A 17754-nucleotide genomic window follows, 5' to 3' on the forward strand; every position below is an offset into this window, starting at 1 on the left:
GTACGGCGCTCCCGGGGCCGGGGCCGGCCGGATCCCGTCCGTCAGCCAGTGCGCGGTCCGGGCCAGCGCCAGCCGCACGAACCGGCCGCCCCCGTCGTACGACTGCTCGGTCAGCGCCCGCAGGACGGCCGCGGCGAGCAGATAGCCGGTGCCGTGGTCCAGTGCCTGCGCGGGCAGCGCGCCCGGCTGCTCGGCCGAGCCCTCGGTGGCGGCGATGCCGGTCGCGACCTGCACCAGGCTGTCGAAGCCGCGTCGCGCGCCCCAGGGGCCGTACGCGCCCCACGCCGAGACCTGCGCCACGACCAGCCCGGGCCGGCGCGCGAACAGCGCCTTCGGGGAGAGCCCGAACCGGTCGAGGGCGCTCGGCCGGTAGCCCGTGACGACGACGTCGGCCGAGGCCAGCAACTCCTCGAAGGTGCCGGGACCGGCGCCCAGATCGAGCGTGGCGGACCGCTTCCCGAAACCCGTGTCGGCGTGCAGGTCCGGGAGTTCGGGCAGCCAGGGGGCGTCCACGCGGAGCACGTCCGCGCCCAGCAGGGCGAGGGCGCGGGTGGCGACCGGGCCGGCGAGCACCCGGGTCAGGTCCAGCACGCGCAGCCCGGCGGCGGGCAGCAGGGGAGCGGTGGCCGGGTCCAGTGGCGCAAGCACGCGCGTGGGTGCCGTGGTCGGCCGCTCGCGCTCGATCAGCGGCCGTGCGGCCACCTCGGCGGCCTGTTCGTGCGCCTGCCACTGTGCGGGGGTGCGCAGGGCCGCCGCGAGGCCGCCGGCGCCGTAGACGGACTCCTCGACCTCCCCCGCGGGGCGCTCGGCGAGCCGGGCGGCCACCGTGTCCGCCGTGGCGTCCGCCGGCAGGTCCAGCGCGCCGAGCAACCGGGCCCGGTGGTGCGGGTAGTTGGCGTGGGTGCGGACCCAGCCGTCGGCGGTCCGCCAGAACCGCGACATCGGCGCGAAGGCGACCGGCGCCCGTCCGTCGACCAGCAGCTGCCGTTCGCTGAGGAAGGCGGCCGCCACGGCGCCGTCGTCGACCCGCGCTTCGGGCACCTCGGCGAGTCCGGCCCGGCGGGCCGCCAGCTCCGTGGCGGCCAGCGCGCACGCGCCGACGCACGCGCGCGCCAGCTCCCGCACGGGAAGCCGGGCGGGAAGAGCGCCGGGGCGCTCGACCGTCGTCACCCGGGAGACGAGGGCGGGATCGCCGCCCAGTGCAGTCCATGCCGACTCGATGTCTATTGCCATGACTACACTATGCAGTATTGATTGATCAATGTTGATTCAATCAATACTGCATAGTGCACCGCAGTGTACGTGGTGGAGTGGACCGGGCAGGCCCTACTTGGTCACCGCGGCCAGCGCGTCGACCACACCGAAGCCGTAGAAGCCGTTGACGCGCTCGCCGCCGACGCAGGTCGCGTCCACAACCCCGTCCCCGTCGCCGTCATAGGGGCCGCTCGGGCAGCCCGGGTTGTCCGCCTCGGCCTTCAGCAGTGCCTGCAACTGGGCCGGAGTGGCGTGCGGATGCGCCGACTTCAGCAGCGCGGCGACCGCGGCCACGTGCGGGGAGGCCATCGAGGTGCCCTGGAGGAAGCCGTACTGGCCGTTCGGCAGCGTCGACAGGATGCGGCCGTTCTTCGACGGGGTGTCCGGGATCTGGTACTTGTCGCCGCCCGGAGCCGCCACGTCGATCACGCCCAGGCCGTAGCTGGAGTAGTACGACTTGGCGCCCTTCACGCCCACCGCGCTCACGGTCACCACGCCGGGCAGCTGGGTCGGCACATCGAAGCACTCGTGCGGATCGACCGTGCGGGTCGTGGCGGTCGAGTCGTCGGGGCTGGAGCTGTCCGTGATCGCGTCCGCGGCCAGGTCGTGGTTGGAGTTGCCGGCCGAGGCCACATTGAGCGTGCCCTTGCGCTGTGCATACAGCTGTGCTCTGTTGACCGCATCAACGATGGCGCGTTGATCGGGGTCGTCCATGCAGTTGTACATCCATGGATCAACGTAGTAGCTGTTGTTGGTTATTTGGATACCGTGGTCGGCGGCGAACACGAAGGCGCAGACCACACTCTCCGGATAGAACAGCGATCTCGCGTCCGGCTGGGCCACCGTGATGCTCGCGACTTTCACGCCGGGTGCCACACCGGCCACGCCTATGCCGTTGCGGGCCGCGGCTATCTCACCGGCCACATGGGTGCCGTGGTAGTGGCCGGCGTCCACCGGGCGCCAGGCGCCGTACGTCGTGTCCGCCTTGCCGCTCACGCAGTTCGCCGACTGGGCGGCGGAGAAGTTCGGGGCGATGTCCGGGTGGGTGTCGTCGACGCCGGTGTCGATGACGCCGACGGTCACGTCTCTGCTGCCCGGGTTGATCCGCGCGGCCTGGTCGGCGCCGATCGCTCGCAGGTCCCACTGGTCCGCCTCGTACGGCTCCTCGCCCGGCGTCGCGTTGGCGGCGAGCTTCGCGGCCTGCGCCTTCGACAGGACCTGCACCGCGCCCTCGTCGGTCGTCCCCGCGGCGCTCAGCGGCGCGGTGCGCGTGGCGCCCGCCGAGTCCACCCCGCTCACCGCGCGCATCCGCGCGGCGAAGTCCGGGTTCGCGGAGTGGGCGACGATGACGCCGATCGTGTCGTAACTGGCCACGACGGAACCGCCGTTGCGGAGGATCTCGCGCTGCACGGACTCGATCGTGCGGTGATCCGTACGGGTGTTGACCACGTATGCGAGGTGTGGTCCGTCGTCGGTCGTCCGCACCGCCGGGGCCGCGGCGGGGGCCGCCGAGGCCGCCGCCGGCAGGAAACCGAGCGAGGCGGTCAGTGACAGGACGACGGGCACGGTGAGCGCGAGCCGGCGTCTGGAGCGCAGATGGGCCATGGGATCTCCACTTCATCCGGATACGAAACAGCCCGAGACACGGTGACGTTCGGGCAGGTACATGACGAGTGGTGCAGGCAGAAGCTATCCCCACGGCTCGTCGGACAGCAATGTCTTGGCAATGGCTTGCTCAGACCGCTTGCGAAAGAACTCATAGGACTTGAACCGGTCCTCGCGTGGCGCCGTGGACCTTGGGCAGGGAGCCCGAGCACGATCGATCCCCCCGTTCGTCATTGCATCCGCAACGCGAGGAGACTCCGTGGCCACCGAGACACCGCCCCCCGCCACACCGGGGACCACCCATCCCTCCACCGAGGAGTTCGCCGAGGTGCAGCAGAGCGCGGAGTTCGGCGAACTGCGCCGCGCCCACCGCTCCTTCGCCTTTCCGCTGACCATCGCCTTCATCTCCTGGTACCTGCTCTACGTGCTGCTCTCCAACTACGCGGACGGCTTCATGGGCACAAAGGTCGCCGGCAACATCAATGTCGCCTTCGTCCTGGGTCTCGCCCAGTTCCTCACCACATTCCTCATCGCCTGGTGGTACGCCCGGCACGCCGCCGCCAAGCTCGATCCCCAGGCCGAGGCCATCAAGTCCCGGATGGAGGGCGGCGCATGAGCCCGGCACCGCACACATTGCTGGCCGCCGGCGAGGCGACCCAGCACCGGCCGCTGATCATCACCCTGTTCGCGGTGTTCGTCGCCGCGACCCTCGTCATCACCGTCTGGGCGGGCCGCCAGACCAAGGACGCCGCCGACTTCTACGCCGGCGGACGGCAGTTCACCGGATTCCAGAACGGCCTCGCCGTCTCCGGCGACTACATGTCCGCCGCCTCCTTCCTCGGCATCGCCGGCGCCATCGCCCTCTTCGGCTACGACGGCTTCCTGTACTCCATCGGCTTCCTCGTCGCCTGGCTCGTCGCCCTGCTCCTGGTGGCCGAGCCGCTGCGCAACTCCGGCCGCTACACCATGGGCGACGTACTGGCGTACCGGATGCGCCAGCGCCCCGTCCGCACGGCGGCGGGCACGTCCACCATCGTGGTCTCGATCTTCTACCTGCTCGCGCAGATGGCCGGCGCCGGTGTCCTCGTCTCGCTCCTGCTCGGCATCACCAGCGACGCCGGCAAGATCGGCATCGTCGCCCTGGTCGGCGTCCTGATGATCGTGTACGTCACCATCGGCGGCATGAAGGGCACCACCTGGGTCCAGATGGTCAAGGCGGTGCTGCTGATCCTGGGCGCCCTGCTGCTGACCTTCCTGGTCCTGCTGAAGTTCCACTTCAACATCTCCGACCTGCTCGGCAAGGCCGCCGACAACAGCGGCAAGGGTTCGGCCTTCCTGGAGCCCGGCCTGAAGTACGGCGCCACCGGCACCACCAAGCTGGACTTCCTCTCGCTCGGCATCGCCCTGGTCCTCGGCACCGCGGGTCTGCCGCACATCCTGATTCGCTTCTACACCGTGCCCACCGCGAAGGCCGCGCGTAAGTCGGTCATCTGGGCGATCGGCCTGATCGGCGCCTTCTACCTGATGACCCTCGCCCTCGGCTTCGGCGCGGCGGCCCTCATCAAGCCGGACGAGATCATCACCTCCAACAAGGCGGGCAACACCGCCGCCCCGCTCCTCGCGCTGCACCTCGGCGGCGTCGACTCCAGCTGGGGCGCCGTCCTGCTCGCCAGCATCTCCGCGGTCGCCTTCGCCACGATCCTCGCGGTCGTCGCGGGCCTGACCCTGGCCTCGTCGTCCTCCTTCGCTCACGACATCTACGCCAACGTCATCAAGAGGGGGCAGGCCACCGAGAAGCAGGAGATCGGCGCGGCCCGCTGGGCGACCGTCGGCATCGGCGCGGTCTCGATCGTGCTCGGCGCTCTGGCCCGCGACCTGAACGTGGCCGGCCTGGTCGCCCTCGCCTTCGCGGTCGCCGCCTCCGCCAACCTGCCGACCATCCTCTACAGCCTGTTCTGGAAACGGTTCACCACCTCGGGCGCCCTGTGGTCGATCTACGGCGGCCTGGTCACCGCGGTCGGCCTGGTGCTGTTCTCACCGGTGGTCTCCGGCAGCCCGGCCTCGATGTTCCCCGGCGTCGACTTCCACTGGTTCCCGCTGGAGAACCCCGGCATCATCTCCATCCCCGTCGGCTTCCTGCTCGGCGCCGTGGGCACCCTGCTGTCGAAAGAGGCCCCGGACGCCGGCAAGTACGCCGAACTGGAGGTGCGGTCCCTGACCGGCACCGGGGCACACTGACATTCGTACGACGGCCGCGTCGCCCGGGACTGTAGAGTCCTACGACGCGGCCCTCTCGTACCTCGTCTGATCGGGCCGCTGTCGATGTCAGTGGTGTCACGTAGGCTCGCCAGTGACGGGAAACAATGGTTCCGGGATCAAGGGAGGGGGCCCACGTGCTCATCGACACCTACGGCCGAGTGGCCACCGACCTGAGGGTCTCGCTGACCGACCGCTGCAATCTGCGCTGCACGTACTGCATGCCCGAGGAGGGCCTGCAGTGGCTGGCCAAGCCCGACCTGCTCACGGACGACGAGATCGTCCGCCTCATCGACATCGCCGTGCGCATGCTCGGCATCGAGGAGGTCCGCTTCACCGGCGGCGAGCCCCTGCTGCGCCCGGGCCTGGTCGGCATCGTCGAGCGCGTCGCAGCCCTCGCCCCGCGCCCCCAGATGTCCCTCACCACCAACGGCATCGGCCTGAAGCGCACCGCGACCGCCCTGAAGGCCGCCGGCCTGGACCGGGTCAACGTCTCGCTGGACACCCTCCGCCCCGAGGTCTTCAAGGCCCTGACCCGCCGCGACCGGCACAAGGACGTCATCGAGGGCCTGGAAGCCGCCCACGCGGCCGGCCTCACCCCTGTAAAGATCAACACGGTCCTGATGCCGAGCCTGAACGAGGACGAGGCACCCGACCTGCTGTCCTGGGCCATGGAGCGGGGTTACGAACTGCGGTTCATCGAGCAGATGCCCCTGGACGCCCAGCACGGCTGGAAGCGCGAGGGCATGGTCACCGCAGGGGACATCCTCGCCTCCCTGCGCACCCGCTTCGACCTCACCCCCGAAGACGCCGACGCACGCGGCTCGGCACCGGCGGAGCGCTGGCTGGTGAACGGCGGCCCGCACCGGGTCGGCGTCATCGCCTCGGTCACCCGCCCGTTCTGCGCGGCCTGCGACCGCACCCGCCTGACAGCCGACGGCCAGATACGCACCTGCCTGTTCGCCACGGAGGAGACGGACCTGCGCGCCGCCCTGCGCAACGGCGCCCCTGACGAGGAGATCGCGCGGATCTGGAAGCTGGCGATGTGGGGGAAGAAGGCAGGGGCGGGGCTGGACGACCCGTCGTTCGTGCAGCCGGACCGACCGATGTCTGCCATTGGCGGCTGAGCAGCCGGCTCAAGGGGCGCGGGGAACCGCGCGGCCGGCTCACGACGGCCCGCAGTGAGGGGGATACCTCAGCCGCCCCCTTCCTCCTCCCACTCCTTCAACAACACAACATCCTTGAGGAACCCCCGCACTCCGAGGAACTGCGAAAGATGCTCGCGGTGTTCCTCGCAGGCGAGCCATGTCTTGCGCCGCTCCGGCGTATGGATCTTCGGGTTGTTCCACGCCAGCACCCACACGGCAGCGGCACGGCAGCCCTTGGCGGAGCAGATCGGGGTCTCGTCACTCACAGGTTCGTCTCGCAGAAAGAGGCCCGGACAAGGCGACGCCGAGCAGCCACGGGGGGAGCTGCCCGGCGTCGGTCCGTCGCTCCGACGGGGGATGCGGAGCGCGTACGCAGTATGTCACGGGTACCCCGCCGCCCGGCACTGGAACTACACGATTGATCTGAGCTTTTCTTGAGCTTGACGGGAGGTCGCGTTCCGCCTCCGCCCCGCCCGCCACCGTCACGCGGGGTCGGGCCGCTCACCACGCGCCCCCGTCGGATGAGCTGCCGCGTCCTCCGGAACGGATTCCGCCTGTGCCTCCTCCGCCCGCGTCGATGTGATCATCGGCCGGGTCGGCGCGGCGATGAACGTCGAGGGAAGCGACGGGGGCCGCTCCCGGCCCGCGTTCGCGATCACCACGGCGACATAGGGGAGCAGCGCACCGGCCACGAGGGCGACGAAGGCGACGTACCGTTCGACGTTCCACAGCGTGACAGCGAGGATCACCGACGCCGTGCGGATCGTCATCGAGATGACGTACCGTCGCTGCCGGCCCCGTACGTCCTCCGCGAGTCCCGTCCGGGCTCCGGTGATCCGGAACACCTGGGCGCCGCCACCGTGCTGTTTCCGCATCACATTCCACCATCCGCCCGCATCGGACTCTCCCCGGCCCGCACCGTCGTCCCACGGCCGGCGGGGAACCGGTCGGGACATCTCCCACGTTACGCCGCGTGTCCGCCGCCTACGAGACCGGGTCGCCCGCTGCCTGCGGTAACGCCTTCGGCGCTGCCGCGCACGGGGACCCCGACATGCGCCGTACGACCCACCGACCCACACTGGCCGTAATGCTCACGTCGAGCCGTACGAGGAGGCAGCCATGGGCTGGTTGTGGGCGATCATCGTGGGATTCGTGCTGGGCGTCATCGCCAAGGCGGTCATCCCCGGCAAGCAGCACAGCCCACTGTGGCTGACCACCATCTGCGGCATGCTGGGCGCCATCGCCGGCAACGCGGTCGCCCGCGCCGTAGGAGTCGCGGCGACCCGTGGCATCGACTGGACCCGGCACATCTTCCAGCTGGTGGCCGCGATCATCATCGTCGCAGCCGTGGACGCCCTGTACATGGCGACGCTGGGCAAGAGGAAGCAGCAGCGGGTCGGGGCTTGAAAACGCCCTGAAGGAAAGCGCACCGACAGGGGCGCGGGGCTGCATCGACATACGGCTCCGCCGCGTGGGCGCGAGCAACCACGACGAAGCTGCGCCTCCGCAGACGACCCGCGCCCTCTACGGCGCTAACCGGCGACAACCTCCACCGCGGCAAGGTTCTTCTTCCCCCGCCGCAGTACCAGCCACCGCTCGTGCAGCAGATCCTCCCGCCCCGCGACGGAGTCCTCCGCGGTGACCTTCACGTTGTTCACGTAGGCACCGCCCTCCTTCACGGTCCGCCGCGCAGCGGACTTGCTGGCGACGAGCCCGACCTCGGCGAACAGATCGACCACCGGACCGAGCTCCGTGACCTGGATGTGCGGCACCTCGGACAGTGCCGCAGCCAGCGTCCGGCCGTCCAGCTCCGCCAGTTCACCCTGCCCGAAAAGAGCCTTCGACGCGGCGATCACCGCTGCCGTCTGGTCGGCGCCGTGCACCAGCGTCGTCAGCTCCTCGGCGAGCGCGCGCTGTGCCGCGCGGGCCTGCGGCCGCTCCTCGGTCTGCCGCTCCAGCTCCTCGATCTCCTCGCGGGACCGGAAGCTGAAGATGCGCAGGAACTTGGAGACGTCCCGGTCGTCGGCGTTGACCCAGAACTGGTAGAACGCGTACGGAGTGGTCATCTCGGGGTCGAGCCACACCGTTCCGGACTCGGTCTTGCCGAACTTGGTGCCGTCCGCCTTGGTGATCAGCGGGGTGCCGAGCGCGTGCACCACGGCGTCCGGCTCGACCCGGTGGATCAGGTCGGTGCCGGACGTGAGGTTACCCCACTGGTCGCTGCCGCCGGTCTGCAGCGTGCAGCCGTATCGCCGGTAGAGCTCCAGGAAGTCCATGCCCTGCAGGATCTGGTAGCTGAACTCGGTGTAGCTGATGCCCGCGTCGGAGTTGAGCCGCCGGGAGACGGCCTCCTTGGCGATCATCTTGTTGACCCGGAAGTGCTTGCCGATGTCCCGCAGGAACTCGATGGCCGACAGGCCCTGGGTCCAGTCCAGGTTGTTGACCATGACCGCGGCGTTCGGACCCTCGAAGTCCAGCAGCGGCTCGATCTGCGCGCGCAGCCGCTCCACCCACTGGGCGACGATCTCCGGCGCGTTCAGCGTGCGCTCCGCGGTGGGCTTCGGGTCACCGATCAGACCGGTGGCACCCCCGACCAGGCCCAGCGGGCGGTGGCCCGCCTGCTGGATGCGGCGCATCGTCAGGATCTGCACCAGGTTGCCGAGGTGCAGACTGGGCGCGGTCGGGTCGAAGCCGCAATAGAACGTGACGGGACCGTCCGTGAACGCCTTGCGCAGTGCGTCCTCGTCCGTGGAGAGGGCGATGAGCCCCCGCCACTTCAGCTCGTCGACGATGTCCGTCACGGTTCTCGTGTCTCCTCGGTGATCTTCGGGCGGCCGGGCGGCACCCGACCACGAACGCCTACGAGGTTATACGCCCTGACTGACAGAGCTCATGTTGAAATCAGGGATCCGCAGCGCGGGCATCGCGGCCCGGGTGAACCAGTCGCCCCACTCGCGCGGCAGCGTCTTCTCCGTACGCCCCGCCTCCGCGGCCCGCCGCAGCAGGTCCACCGGCGACTCGTTGAACCGGAAGTTGTTCACCTGCCCGGTCACCTCGCCGTTCTCCACGAGGTAGACGCCGTCCCGGGTCAGGCCCGTGAGCAGCAGCGTCGCCGGGTCGACCTCACGGATGTACCACAGGCAGGTCAGCAGCAGGCAGGGCCCGCGATGGTCCGTGTCCGCGACCATGTCCGGCAGGGAGCGCTCGTTTCCGCCGTCCAGGATCAGGTTCCCGAGCGCCGGGGCCACCGGCAGCCCGGTCAGGGCGGCGCTGTGCCGGGTGGTCGTCAGGTTTTTGAGCACACCATCGCCGATCCACTCGGTGGCGCGGGCCGGCAGACCGTTGTCGAACACGGACTGGTCGCCGCCCGAGGAGTGGGCGACCACGAAGGGCGCGCACTCCAGGCCCGGCTCGTCCGGGTCGCTGCGCAGGGTCAGCGGCAGCTGGGAGAGCCTCTCGCCCACGCGCGTGCCGCCGCCCGGCCTGGAGAACACCGTGCGGCCCTCGGCCGCGTCCCGGCCCGACGCCGACCACAGCTGGTAGATCAGCAGGTCCGCCACGGCCGTGGGTGGCAGCAGCGTCTCGTAGCGGCCCGCGGGCAGCTCCACCCGCCGCTCGGCCCAGCCGAGCCGTACGGCCAGCTCGGCGTCGAGCGTGCCCGGATCGATGTCCTTGAAGTCCCGCGTGGAGCGGCCGGCCCACGCCGAGCGCGTACGGTCGGGCGACTTGGCGTTGAGCTCCAGTGTGCCGGTGGGCTGGTCGTGCCGCAGGCGCAGCCCGGTGGACGTACCCAGATACGTCGACACCATCTCGTGCTGGGCGAAGCCGTACAGCTCGCGGCCGCCCGCACGCGCGCGTGCGAACGCCTCGCCGAGCGCCGGCGCGAAGTCGGCGAACACGGCGGAGGAGGTCTCGGCCGGCGCGTCCGCGAAGTCCGGTGCCGGTGGCACATCGCCGACCAGCGGCTGTGCGTCCTCGGCGGGCCCGGCCCCGCGCGCGGCGGTCTCGGCGGCCCGCACCAGCGGCTCCAGCTCCTCCGCGGTGACCGCCGAGCGGGACACGACACCGGAGGCGGTGCCCTCCTTGCCGTCCACGGTCGCGATCACGGTGAGCGTACGACCGCGTGTCACACCGTTCGTGGTGAGCGCATTGCCCGCCCAGCGCAGGTTGGCGGTGGAGTGCTCGTCGGCGATGACGACACATCCGTCGGCCCGCGACAGCGCCAGCGCCTGCTCGACGATCTCGTGCGGCTTGTGGGTACGGGCGCTCATCGACCGGCCTCCTGGGTCGTGTTGAGGATGTTGACAGATCTGAAGACAGCGGACGGGCACCCGTGCGACACGGAGGCGACCTGGCCGGGCTGAGCCTTGCCGCAGTTGAAGGCGCCGCCGAGGACGTACGTCTGCGGACCGCCGACAGCCGCCATGGAGCCCCAGAAGTCGGTCGTGTTCGCCTGGTAGGCGACGTCCTTCAGCTGTCCGGTGATCCGCCCGTTCTCGATCCTGAAGAAGCGCTGACCCGTAAATTGGAAGTTGTACCGCTGCATGTCGATCGACCAGGACCGGTCGCCGACCACGTAGATGCCCCGGTCGACACCGCCGATCAGGTCCTCCGTGGACAGCCCGGCGGGATCCGGCCGCAGCGACACGTTGGCCATGCGCTGCACCGGTACGTGCGCGGGGGAGTCGGCGTACGCGCAGCCGTTGGAGCGGTCGAAGCCGGTGAGCCGCGCGATCCGCCGGTCCAGCTGGTAGCCGACCAGCGTGCCGTCCTTCACCAGGTCCCAGGACTGCGCCTCGACGCCCTCGTCGTCGTACCCGATGGTCGCGAGGCCGTGTTCGGCGGTGCGGTCGCCGGTGACGTTCATCAGCTCGGAGCCGTATCTCAGCTTGCCCAGCTGGTCGAAGGTGGCGAAGGAGGTGCCGGCGTAGGCGGCTTCGTAGCCGAGCGCGCGGTCCAGCTCGGTGGCGTGGCCGATGGACTCGTGGATGGTCAGCCACAGGTTGGACGGGTCGACCACCAGGTCGTACAGGCCCGGCTCCACGCTCGGCGCCCGCATCTTCTCGGCGAGCAGCTCCGGGATCCGCTCCAGCTCCGCGTCCCAGTCCCAGCCGGTGCCGGTCAGATACTCCCAGCCCCGCCCGGCCGGCGGTGCGAGGGTCCGCATCGAGTCGAACTCGCCGCTCGACTCGTCCACCGATACCGCGGTCAACTCCGGGTGGAGCCGGACCCGTTGCTGGGTCGTCACGGTCCCGGCGGTGTCGGCGTAGAACTTGTTCTCGTGCACGGTGAGCAGCGAGGCGTCCACATGGCTGACGCCGTTCGCCGCGAGCAGCCGCGTGCTCCACTCCGCCAGCAGCGCGGCCTTCTCCTCGTCGGGCACCGAGAACGGGTCGATCTCGTACGACGACACCCACGTCCGGTCCTTGTGCACCGGCTCGTCCGCCAGCTCGACGCTCCCCCACTGCCCGAAAGGCGTGGGAGGTGCCCCCACATCGGAGCCCGCCGCCTTGATGACCTGGGCGGACAGCTTGGCCATGGCCACCGCCTGGGAGGCCACCTTGGCGGCCGCGTCCATGGTCAGGTCCACACCGGAGGCGAAGCCCCACGTACCGCCGTGCACGACCCGGACCGCGTACCCGAGGTCGGTGGCGTCCGACGATCCGGCGGGCTTGGCGTCCCGCAGCCGCCAGGACGCGCTGCGCACCCGCTCGAACCGGAAGTCCGCGTGGTCGGCCCCGAGCGCACGCGCGCGTGCCAGCGCGGCGTCGGCCAGGGCCCGTAGGGGAAGCGCCGTGAAGGCTTCGTCGATGGAATGAGGCACGGAGGTCTCCCTGCTGTCGTGGCCTGTCGGTCCGATCATGTCGCGGCGGCGGTCCGGCGGACCACACCTTTCCCGCCCTGAGCGGGGCCGTTTCTGTAGGGATCCAACAGCGACTTTCCCGAGCCACTGTCGGTGCCCGATTGCCCACGGACCCGGCCGTACCGATAGGTTTTCGATGAAGCCGCCTGTCATCCAGGTGTTCGGGCGGGTAGTCGGACTTCTGCAGACCGCTATCGAAAGGGTGATCCGTTGAGCCGCTCGGTTCTCGTCACCGGAGGCAACCGGGGCATCGGCCTCGCCATCGCCCGCGCATTCGCCGACGCCGGCGACAAGGTCGCGATCACATACCGCTCAGGTGAGCCGCCGGCCGGCTTTCTGGCCGTCAAGTGCGACATCACCGACCCGGAGCAGGTGGAGCAGGCCTACAAGGAGATCGAGGACCAGCACGGTCCGGTCGAGGTCCTGGTCGCCAACGCGGGCGTGACCAAGGACCAGCTCCTGATGCGCATGTCCGAGGACGATTTCACCTCGGTCATCGATACCAACCTCACCGGCACCTTCCGTGTCGTCAAGCGGGCCAACCGCGGCATGCTGCGCGCCAAGAAGGGCCGCGTCGTCCTGATCTCGTCCGTGGTCGGCCTGCTCGGCTCCGCGGGTCAGGCGAACTACGCCGCCTCCAAGGCCGCCCTGGTCGGCTTCGCGCGCTCTCTCGCCCGTGAGCTGGGCTCGCGCAACATCACCTTCAACGTCGTCGCGCCCGGTTTCGTCGACACCGACATGACCAAGGTGCTCAGCGACGAGCAGCGCCAGAACATCGTCTCGCAGGTGCCGCTCGGCCGTTACGCACAGCCGGAGGAGATCGCCGCGACGGTGCGGTTCCTCGCCTCGGACGACGCCTCGTACATCACTGGAGCCGTCATCCCCGTTGACGGCGGACTGGGAATGGGTCACTGATCACCATGAGCGGAATCCTCGAGGGCAAGCGCATCCTGATCACCGGTGTGCTGATGGAGTCCTCCATCGCCTTCCACGCGGCCAAGCTGGCGCAGGAGCAGGGCGCGGAGATCATCCTGACCGCGTTCCCGCGGCCCACGCTGACCGAGCGCATCGCCAAGAAGCTGCCGAAGCCCACCAAGGTCATCGAGCTGGACGTCACCAACGACGAGCACCTCGGCCGGCTGGCCGACATCGTCGGCGAGGAGCTGGGCGGCCTCGACGGCGTCGTGCACTCCATCGGCTTCGCGCCGCAGGACGCGCTCGGCGGCAACTTCCTCAACACGCCGTTCGAGTCCGTGGCCACCGCCATGCACGTCTCGGCGTACTCCCTGAAGTCGCTGACCATGGCCTGCCTGCCGCTGATGCAGAACGGCGGCTCGGTCGTCGGCCTCACCTTCGACGCGCAGTTCGCCTGGCCGCAGTACGACTGGATGGGCCCGGCCAAGGCCGCCCTGGAGGCGACCAACCGCTACATGGCGCGCGACCTGGGCAAGCAGAACATCCGCTGCAACCTCATCTCCGCGGGCCCGATCGGCTCCATGGCCGCCAAGTCCATCCCGGGCTTCAGCGAGCTGGCCTCGGTGTGGGACTCCCGCTCCCCGCTGGAGTGGGACCTGAAGGACCCGGAGCCGGCCGGCCGCGGCATCGTCGCCCTGCTGAGCGACTGGTTCCCGAAGACCACCGGCGAGATCATCCACGTCGACGGCGGTCTGCACGCCATCGGTGCCTGATCTTCACAGACAGAGGTGACGCCTCGTTCCCCGTAGCACGGGGAGCGGGGCGTCACTCGTTCGCTTCACCGGCCGGGCGCCCACCGGCCCGGGCGGCGCACTCTGAATTACGCGTTCATCCACGCGCCCCTCGCAGCCCGGCCGAGGAGGTCCCCTGGTGCGCCTGTCCCGCAGCCTGGCCCCGGTGACCCTGGCCGCGGCCCTCGTGCTCTCCCTGCCGTACGACGCGATGCCCTACGCGCGCGTGGACGACGGAAAGCCGCCCGCGCCGAGCCTCTTCGGGGCCGCCTGCCGTACGGCCGTCCGCGGCTCCCATGTGGTGACCTACTGCCACAATCCCTATGTCGACACCGATCGCGTGCGGCTGCACATCGAGTGCGCCCGCTGGTGGGACATCGACACCGACAGCGCACCGGTCGACACCGGTCCCGCCATGACCGTACGGCTCAAGGGCCGGTGCTGGAAGGAAGTCCGCTCGGTCTGGATCAGCCACCAGAACGAGCACTGAACCGGCCCGGCCGGCACAGGAACGGATAGCTCGCGGCCTCGGCCGCCGCCGCCTCCGCGTCCCCGGCACGGATCGCGTCCACCAGGCGCGTGTGATCCATATGCGTCTCCGGTGTCAGCTCCGCGCCCACGTCCGCGCGCAGCCAGTCCCGCAGCACCTCGCCCAGATCGGCGTACATCGCCGTCATCGCGTCGTTGTGGGATGCGGCCACGACGGCCATGTGGAAGGTGGCGTCGGCCGTCACGAAGGCCTCCGCGTCGCCCGTCTCCCAGGCCTCCTCACGTCGCTGCATGAGCGCGTCCAGCTGCTTGAGGTCCTTCTCCGTGCGCCGCTCGGCCGCCAGCTTCGCCGCGGCCGACTCCAGAGCCGCGCGCAGCTCCGCGATGTGCCGGGGGTCGGCGTCGGCGAACCGGCGGTGCATCACACCGGCCAGCTCGCTCGTCGCCACCACATAGGTGCCGGAACCCTGCCGGATGTCCAGCAGTCCGTTGTGCGCGAGCGCGCGGACGGCCTCGCGGACGGTGTTACGGGCGACACCGAGCTGCTCGACCAGCTCCGCCTCCGTCGGAATGCGCGAGCCGACCGGCCACTCGCCGGAAGTGATCTGACCTCGCAGTGCGCCGATGACCTGCTCGGACAGCGCCGAACGGCGCGGGTGACTCAAGGGCATGGCACACCTTCGCACGACAGTCCCGGGCCTGGACGCTCCGGGGATGGACAACCAATCATCCTATGATTCTATGATAGGTCTCATGGCGCGTGAGGAAACCAGGACAGAGGAGACCAGGACAGTGGAGACCCGTACGGCGAAGTCACCGACCGAACGCGGTACGGCCCCCGCGACGAACACGCCCGAGACGTCCCCCGGCGCGGGCCGCACGCGCGCGTGGGCGAACCGCCTGGTCGTCGTGGGCATCATGTTGTCTGCGTTGAACCTCCGCCCGGCCATCACGAGCCTCGGCGCCCTCCTGGAGGAGGTCCGCGACGGGCTCGGCATGAGCGGCAGCGTGGCGGGCCTGCTCACCTCCGTGCCCCCGCTCTGCTTCGCGGTCTTCGGCGTCACCGCCCCCCGGCTCGCCCGCCGCTTCGGGCCGGCCGCGGTGGTGTGCGCGGGCATGGTCGCCATCGCCACGGGCCTGCTGATACGCCCGTTCCTCGGCAGCACGGCCGGCTTCCTGGCCGCCAGCGCGCTGACCCTGATGGGCATCGCCGTCAGCAACGTACTCATGCCGGTCATCGTCAAGCGCTGGTTCCCCGACCGGGTCGGTTCCATGACCGGCCTGTACTCGATGGCGCTCGCCCTCGGCACATCCCTCGCCGCCGCGGTGACCGTGCCCCTGACCGACGCGATGGGCGGCAGCTGGCAGTCCGGCCTCGCCGTGTGGGCCGTCATCGCGGGCGCCGCCGTCCTGCCCTGGCTGCCGCTCGTACGGGACCGCGGCAGCGTGTCCGCATCGGCGCAGGACCGCCCGGTGAAGGCACAGCACGCGCCTGTGGCGCAGCATGCGTCTGTGGCACAGCAGGTGCCGGTGCGCATCACCCGTAGCCGTACCGCCTGGGCGCTCGCCGTCTTCTTCGGCCTCCAGGCCACCGCCGCCTACATCACCATGGGGTGGATGCCACAGATCTTCCGGGACGCCGGTGTTCCGGCTGGCACCGCGGGCGTGCTACTCGCGGTCACCATGGTGATGGGCGTACCGCTGGCCTTCGTCATCCCGCGGGTCGCCACCCGGCTGCCCCACCAGGGGCCCATCGTGCTGGTCCTGGGCGTGTGCGGGTTCGCCGGATACGCCGGCCTGTACTTCGCGCCGGCCGCCGGCGCCTGGGCCTGGGCCCTGCTGCTCGGTGTCTCCAACTGCGCCTTCCCGCTGGCCCTGACGATGGTCGGGATGCGGGCCCGCAGTGGGCCGGGCGTGGCCCAGCTGTCCGCGTTCGCCCAGAGCACCGGCTATCTGATCTCCATCCCCGGCCCGCTGCTGGTCGGTGTGCTCTACCAGCAGAGCGGCGGCTGGGGGCTGCCCATCGCCCTCATGGCGGCCCTGATGGTGCCGCAGATCGTGGTCGGTTTCCTGGCGGGCCGCGACCGCACCGTGGAGGACGAGGCATCCGCGCGCTGACCCTGCGACGGACCCTGGACACGGCGGCGCGCTGACCACCGCGGACGGGGCTCGGAGGGGCGACCCGCCGACCCCTCCCGGCGGGCGCCGGAGGGAGGGTGCGAGACTGGGCGCATGCAGCCTGTGCTCGACCCGAACCCGCAGAACGGCCAGAAGAAGATGCTGCTCGTCTTCGGCTCGTTCTTCGCCATCTTCGTGATCATCGCCGTCATCGCGACCCTCGCCTCCCCGTGACGGCGGTGTCCCGGACCGCGTCTCCCGGCGGATGGTGGGGCTAGCCCCCCATCCCCTAGGGGGTGAGGGTCAGGGTCAACTGGGTGGAAATCCGGATGGGTTGGCGGCCCCGGATTCCGTAGCTTCGAGATGTGACCGCACGACACGGTCACGGACCCGCTCGAAGACCCACGGAGGCGATCATGTCGGCCCGCACCCACCCCCGGCCCCACCCGGCGACCACGGGCGGCGTCGAGATCCGGCTGCCCTGGTGGGCTCTCGCCCTGCCCGCACTCGCCTTCATCGCACTGCTCGTGCTGATACTGAACCCGTCGGACGCGCACGCGGCGAGCGGCGACCCGGCGATCACGCATCTCGTCGAGCGCGCCCAGCAGCTCCTCGCGCGCTGACCGGGAGCCTCCATGCGCGGTGAAGCCGCATGTCAACTCCCTGCACCGCATGGACCGATTCATGCGAAGCTGGGCGCCATGAGCGTTGAAGTACCTCGCAAGATCGTCCTCCTCCGGCACGCGAAGGCCGACTGGGGCCAGGAAGCCGACCACGAGCGGCCCCTCGCCGAGCGCGGCCGTCAGGACGCCCCCGTCGCCGGCCGCAAGCTGGCGGACACCGGGATCGCCTTCGACCTGGCTCTGTGCTCCACCGCGGTCCGGACCCGGGAGACCTGGAAACTCGCCGTCCAGGAGCTTCCGCAGCGGCCGAGGACCGTCTACGAGGAGCGGGTCTACGAGGCATCCCTGGGCGAGCTCATCGCCCTGCTCAACGAGACACCGGACGACGTGCGCAACCTCGTCCTGATCGGCCACAACCCGGGCGTCCACGCTCTCGCCGACGCCCTCGCGGGAGAGGCCGAAGGCGATGTTCTCGCGCGGATGAACCGCAGCGGCTTCCCGACCTCCGCCTACGCGATGCTCACCTTCGAGGGCTCCTGGAAGTCCGTGGAGCACGGCGTGGGCACGTTGGCCGACTTCTGGGCTCCGCACAGCTGACGGATGGCTGACGGAGAGGGGCCCGGCGCCATGCGGGCGGTACCGGGCCCTGCCGTATCCGGGCGACCGGACCGGTTAGCTGTATCCGGGTGGCC

General features: G+C 70.3%; 19 protein-coding genes. 11 read left to right on the plus strand and 8 right to left on the minus strand.

The features are described from left to right. A partial coding sequence (locus tag M878_RS82275) for a CoA transferase (RefSeq protein WP_031226527.1) occupies nt 1–1233 on the minus strand: 1233 nt, incomplete at its 3' end. 93 nt (nt 1234–1326) lie between these two features. Further along, on the minus strand, nt 1327–2859 hold the full coding sequence (locus M878_RS82280; protein WP_023551729.1) for a S8 family peptidase: 1533 nt from the start codon (nt 2857–2859) through the stop codon (nt 1327–1329). A 259-nt stretch (nt 2860–3118) separates the two neighbouring features. Between M878_RS82280 and M878_RS82285 the strand changes: the two genes are divergently transcribed. The 3 genes from M878_RS82285 to moaA all read left to right on the plus strand — a co-directional run bounded on the left by M878_RS82285 (nt 3119) and on the right by moaA (nt 6242). Then, nucleotides 3119–3475, plus strand: a complete 357-nt coding sequence (locus M878_RS82285) for a DUF485 domain-containing protein (protein WP_023551730.1) — start codon at nt 3119–3121, stop codon at nt 3473–3475. Then, on the plus strand, nt 3472–5097 hold the full coding sequence (locus tag M878_RS82290; RefSeq protein ID WP_023551731.1) for a solute symporter family protein: 1626 nt from the start codon (nt 3472–3474) through the stop codon (nt 5095–5097). Before M878_RS82285 ends, M878_RS82290 begins: the two co-directional genes overlap by 4 nt. A gap of 155 nt (nt 5098–5252) precedes the next feature. Further along, nucleotides 5253–6242, plus strand: a complete 990-nt coding sequence (gene moaA, locus M878_RS82295; RefSeq protein ID WP_023551732.1) for a GTP 3',8-cyclase MoaA — start codon at nt 5253–5255, stop codon at nt 6240–6242. A gap of 68 nt (nt 6243–6310) precedes the next feature. Here the strand turns inward: moaA and M878_RS82300 are convergent, their stop codons facing one another. Continuing rightward, complete coding sequence (locus M878_RS82300; protein ID WP_023551733.1) at nt 6311–6529, minus strand: hypothetical protein; 219 nt, start codon at nt 6527–6529, stop codon at nt 6311–6313. 216 nt (nt 6530–6745) lie between these two features. Further along, nucleotides 6746–7138 (minus strand): DUF3099 domain-containing protein, encoded by a 393-nt coding sequence (locus M878_RS82305; RefSeq protein WP_023551734.1) that lies wholly within the window; start codon nt 7136–7138, stop codon nt 6746–6748. A gap of 244 nt (nt 7139–7382) precedes the next feature. Here M878_RS82305 and M878_RS82310 point away from each other — a divergent pair, with 244 nt between their 5' ends. After that, nucleotides 7383–7670 (plus strand): GlsB/YeaQ/YmgE family stress response membrane protein, encoded by a 288-nt coding sequence (locus M878_RS82310; RefSeq protein ID WP_023551735.1) that lies wholly within the window; start codon nt 7383–7385, stop codon nt 7668–7670. 125 nt (nt 7671–7795) lie between these two features. Here M878_RS82310 and tyrS read toward each other — a convergent pair whose 3' ends face one another. The 3 genes from tyrS to M878_RS82325 form a co-directional block, all read right to left on the minus strand. Further along, entirely contained in the window at nt 7796–9064 is a 1269-nt protein-coding gene (gene tyrS, locus M878_RS82315; protein WP_023551736.1) for a tyrosine--tRNA ligase, read from the minus strand. A 66-nt stretch (nt 9065–9130) separates the two neighbouring features. Beyond that, a complete protein-coding gene (locus M878_RS82320; protein ID WP_023551737.1) occupies nt 9131–10534 on the minus strand; it encodes a TldD/PmbA family protein in 1404 nt (467 codons plus the stop codon). Continuing rightward, on the minus strand, nt 10531–12087 hold the full coding sequence (locus M878_RS82325) for a TldD/PmbA family protein (RefSeq protein ID WP_031226529.1): 1557 nt from the start codon (nt 12085–12087) through the stop codon (nt 10531–10533). Before M878_RS82325 ends, M878_RS82320 begins: the two co-directional genes overlap by 4 nt. Before the next feature lie 249 nt (nt 12088–12336). On the opposite strand from M878_RS82325, the gene fabG reads away from it, so the two are divergent. From fabG to M878_RS82340, 3 genes are all read left to right on the plus strand, one after another. Next, on the plus strand, nt 12337–13041 hold the full coding sequence (gene fabG, locus M878_RS82330; protein ID WP_023551739.1) for a 3-oxoacyl-[acyl-carrier-protein] reductase: 705 nt from the start codon (nt 12337–12339) through the stop codon (nt 13039–13041). 5 nt (nt 13042–13046) lie between these two features. After that, on the plus strand, nt 13047–13814 hold the full coding sequence (gene fabI, locus M878_RS82335) for an enoyl-ACP reductase FabI (protein ID WP_023551740.1): 768 nt from the start codon (nt 13047–13049) through the stop codon (nt 13812–13814). A gap of 157 nt (nt 13815–13971) precedes the next feature. Then, complete coding sequence (locus M878_RS82340; RefSeq protein ID WP_023551741.1) at nt 13972–14322, plus strand: hypothetical protein; 351 nt, start codon at nt 13972–13974, stop codon at nt 14320–14322. Here the strand turns inward: M878_RS82340 and M878_RS82345 are convergent. Further along, on the minus strand, nt 14300–14992 hold the full coding sequence (locus tag M878_RS82345; protein WP_023551742.1) for a FadR/GntR family transcriptional regulator: 693 nt from the start codon (nt 14990–14992) through the stop codon (nt 14300–14302). The two genes, M878_RS82340 and M878_RS82345, sit on opposite strands and share 23 nt — an antisense overlap. Nucleotides 14993–15074: 82 nt before the next feature. On the opposite strand from M878_RS82345, the gene M878_RS82350 reads away from it, so the two are divergent. The 4 genes from M878_RS82350 (at nt 15075) to M878_RS82360 (ending at nt 17659) form a co-directional block, all read left to right on the plus strand. Continuing rightward, nucleotides 15075–16439 carry a CynX/NimT family MFS transporter gene (locus tag M878_RS82350; protein WP_051430139.1) on the plus strand — a complete coding sequence of 455 codons (1365 nt, stop codon included), beginning with the start codon at nt 15075–15077 and terminating at the stop codon, nt 16437–16439. Nucleotides 16440–16553: 114 nt separating this feature from the next. Beyond that, entirely contained in the window at nt 16554–16673 is a 120-nt protein-coding gene (locus M878_RS000000101145; RefSeq protein WP_023551744.1) for an SGM_5486 family transporter-associated protein, read from the plus strand. A gap of 182 nt (nt 16674–16855) precedes the next feature. Continuing rightward, nucleotides 16856–17062, plus strand: coding sequence for a hypothetical protein (locus tag M878_RS82355; RefSeq protein ID WP_023551745.1), 207 nt, complete (start codon nt 16856–16858; stop codon nt 17060–17062). Nucleotides 17063–17140: 78 nt separating this feature from the next. Continuing rightward, complete coding sequence (locus M878_RS82360; protein WP_023551746.1) at nt 17141–17659, plus strand: SixA phosphatase family protein; 519 nt, start codon at nt 17141–17143, stop codon at nt 17657–17659. Nucleotides 17660–17754 lie beyond the last annotated feature (95 nt).

This window comes from Streptomyces roseochromogenus subsp. oscitans DS 12.976 (assembly GCF_000497445.1).
GTDB lineage: Bacteria > Actinomycetota > Actinomycetes > Streptomycetales > Streptomycetaceae > Streptomyces > Streptomyces oscitans.

Coding starts and splice junctions, on each gene's coding strand:
- M878_RS82355 (WP_023551745.1), top strand. CDS start 16,856: ATGTCGGCCCGCACCCACCCCCGGCCCCACCCGGCGACCACGGGCGGC.
- M878_RS82360 (WP_023551746.1), top strand. CDS start 17,141: ATGAGCGTTGAAGTACCTCGCAAGATCGTCCTCCTCCGGCACGCGAAG.
- M878_RS82280 (WP_023551729.1), bottom strand. CDS start 2,859: ATGGCCCATCTGCGCTCCAGACGCCGGCTCGCGCTCACCGTGCCCGTC.
- M878_RS000000101145 (WP_023551744.1), top strand. CDS start 16,554: ATGCAGCCTGTGCTCGACCCGAACCCGCAGAACGGCCAGAAGAAGATG.
- M878_RS82305 (WP_023551734.1), bottom strand. CDS start 7,138: ATGCGGAAACAGCACGGTGGCGGCGCCCAGGTGTTCCGGATCACCGGA.
- M878_RS82310 (WP_023551735.1), top strand. CDS start 7,383: ATGGGCTGGTTGTGGGCGATCATCGTGGGATTCGTGCTGGGCGTCATC.
- M878_RS82320 (WP_023551737.1), bottom strand. CDS start 10,534: ATGAGCGCCCGTACCCACAAGCCGCACGAGATCGTCGAGCAGGCGCTG.
- fabI (WP_023551740.1), top strand. CDS start 13,047: ATGAGCGGAATCCTCGAGGGCAAGCGCATCCTGATCACCGGTGTGCTG.
- M878_RS82350 (WP_051430139.1), top strand. CDS start 15,075: ATGGCGCGTGAGGAAACCAGGACAGAGGAGACCAGGACAGTGGAGACC.
- M878_RS82345 (WP_023551742.1), bottom strand. CDS start 14,992: ATGCCCTTGAGTCACCCGCGCCGTTCGGCGCTGTCCGAGCAGGTCATC.
- M878_RS82290 (WP_023551731.1), top strand. CDS start 3,472: ATGAGCCCGGCACCGCACACATTGCTGGCCGCCGGCGAGGCGACCCAG.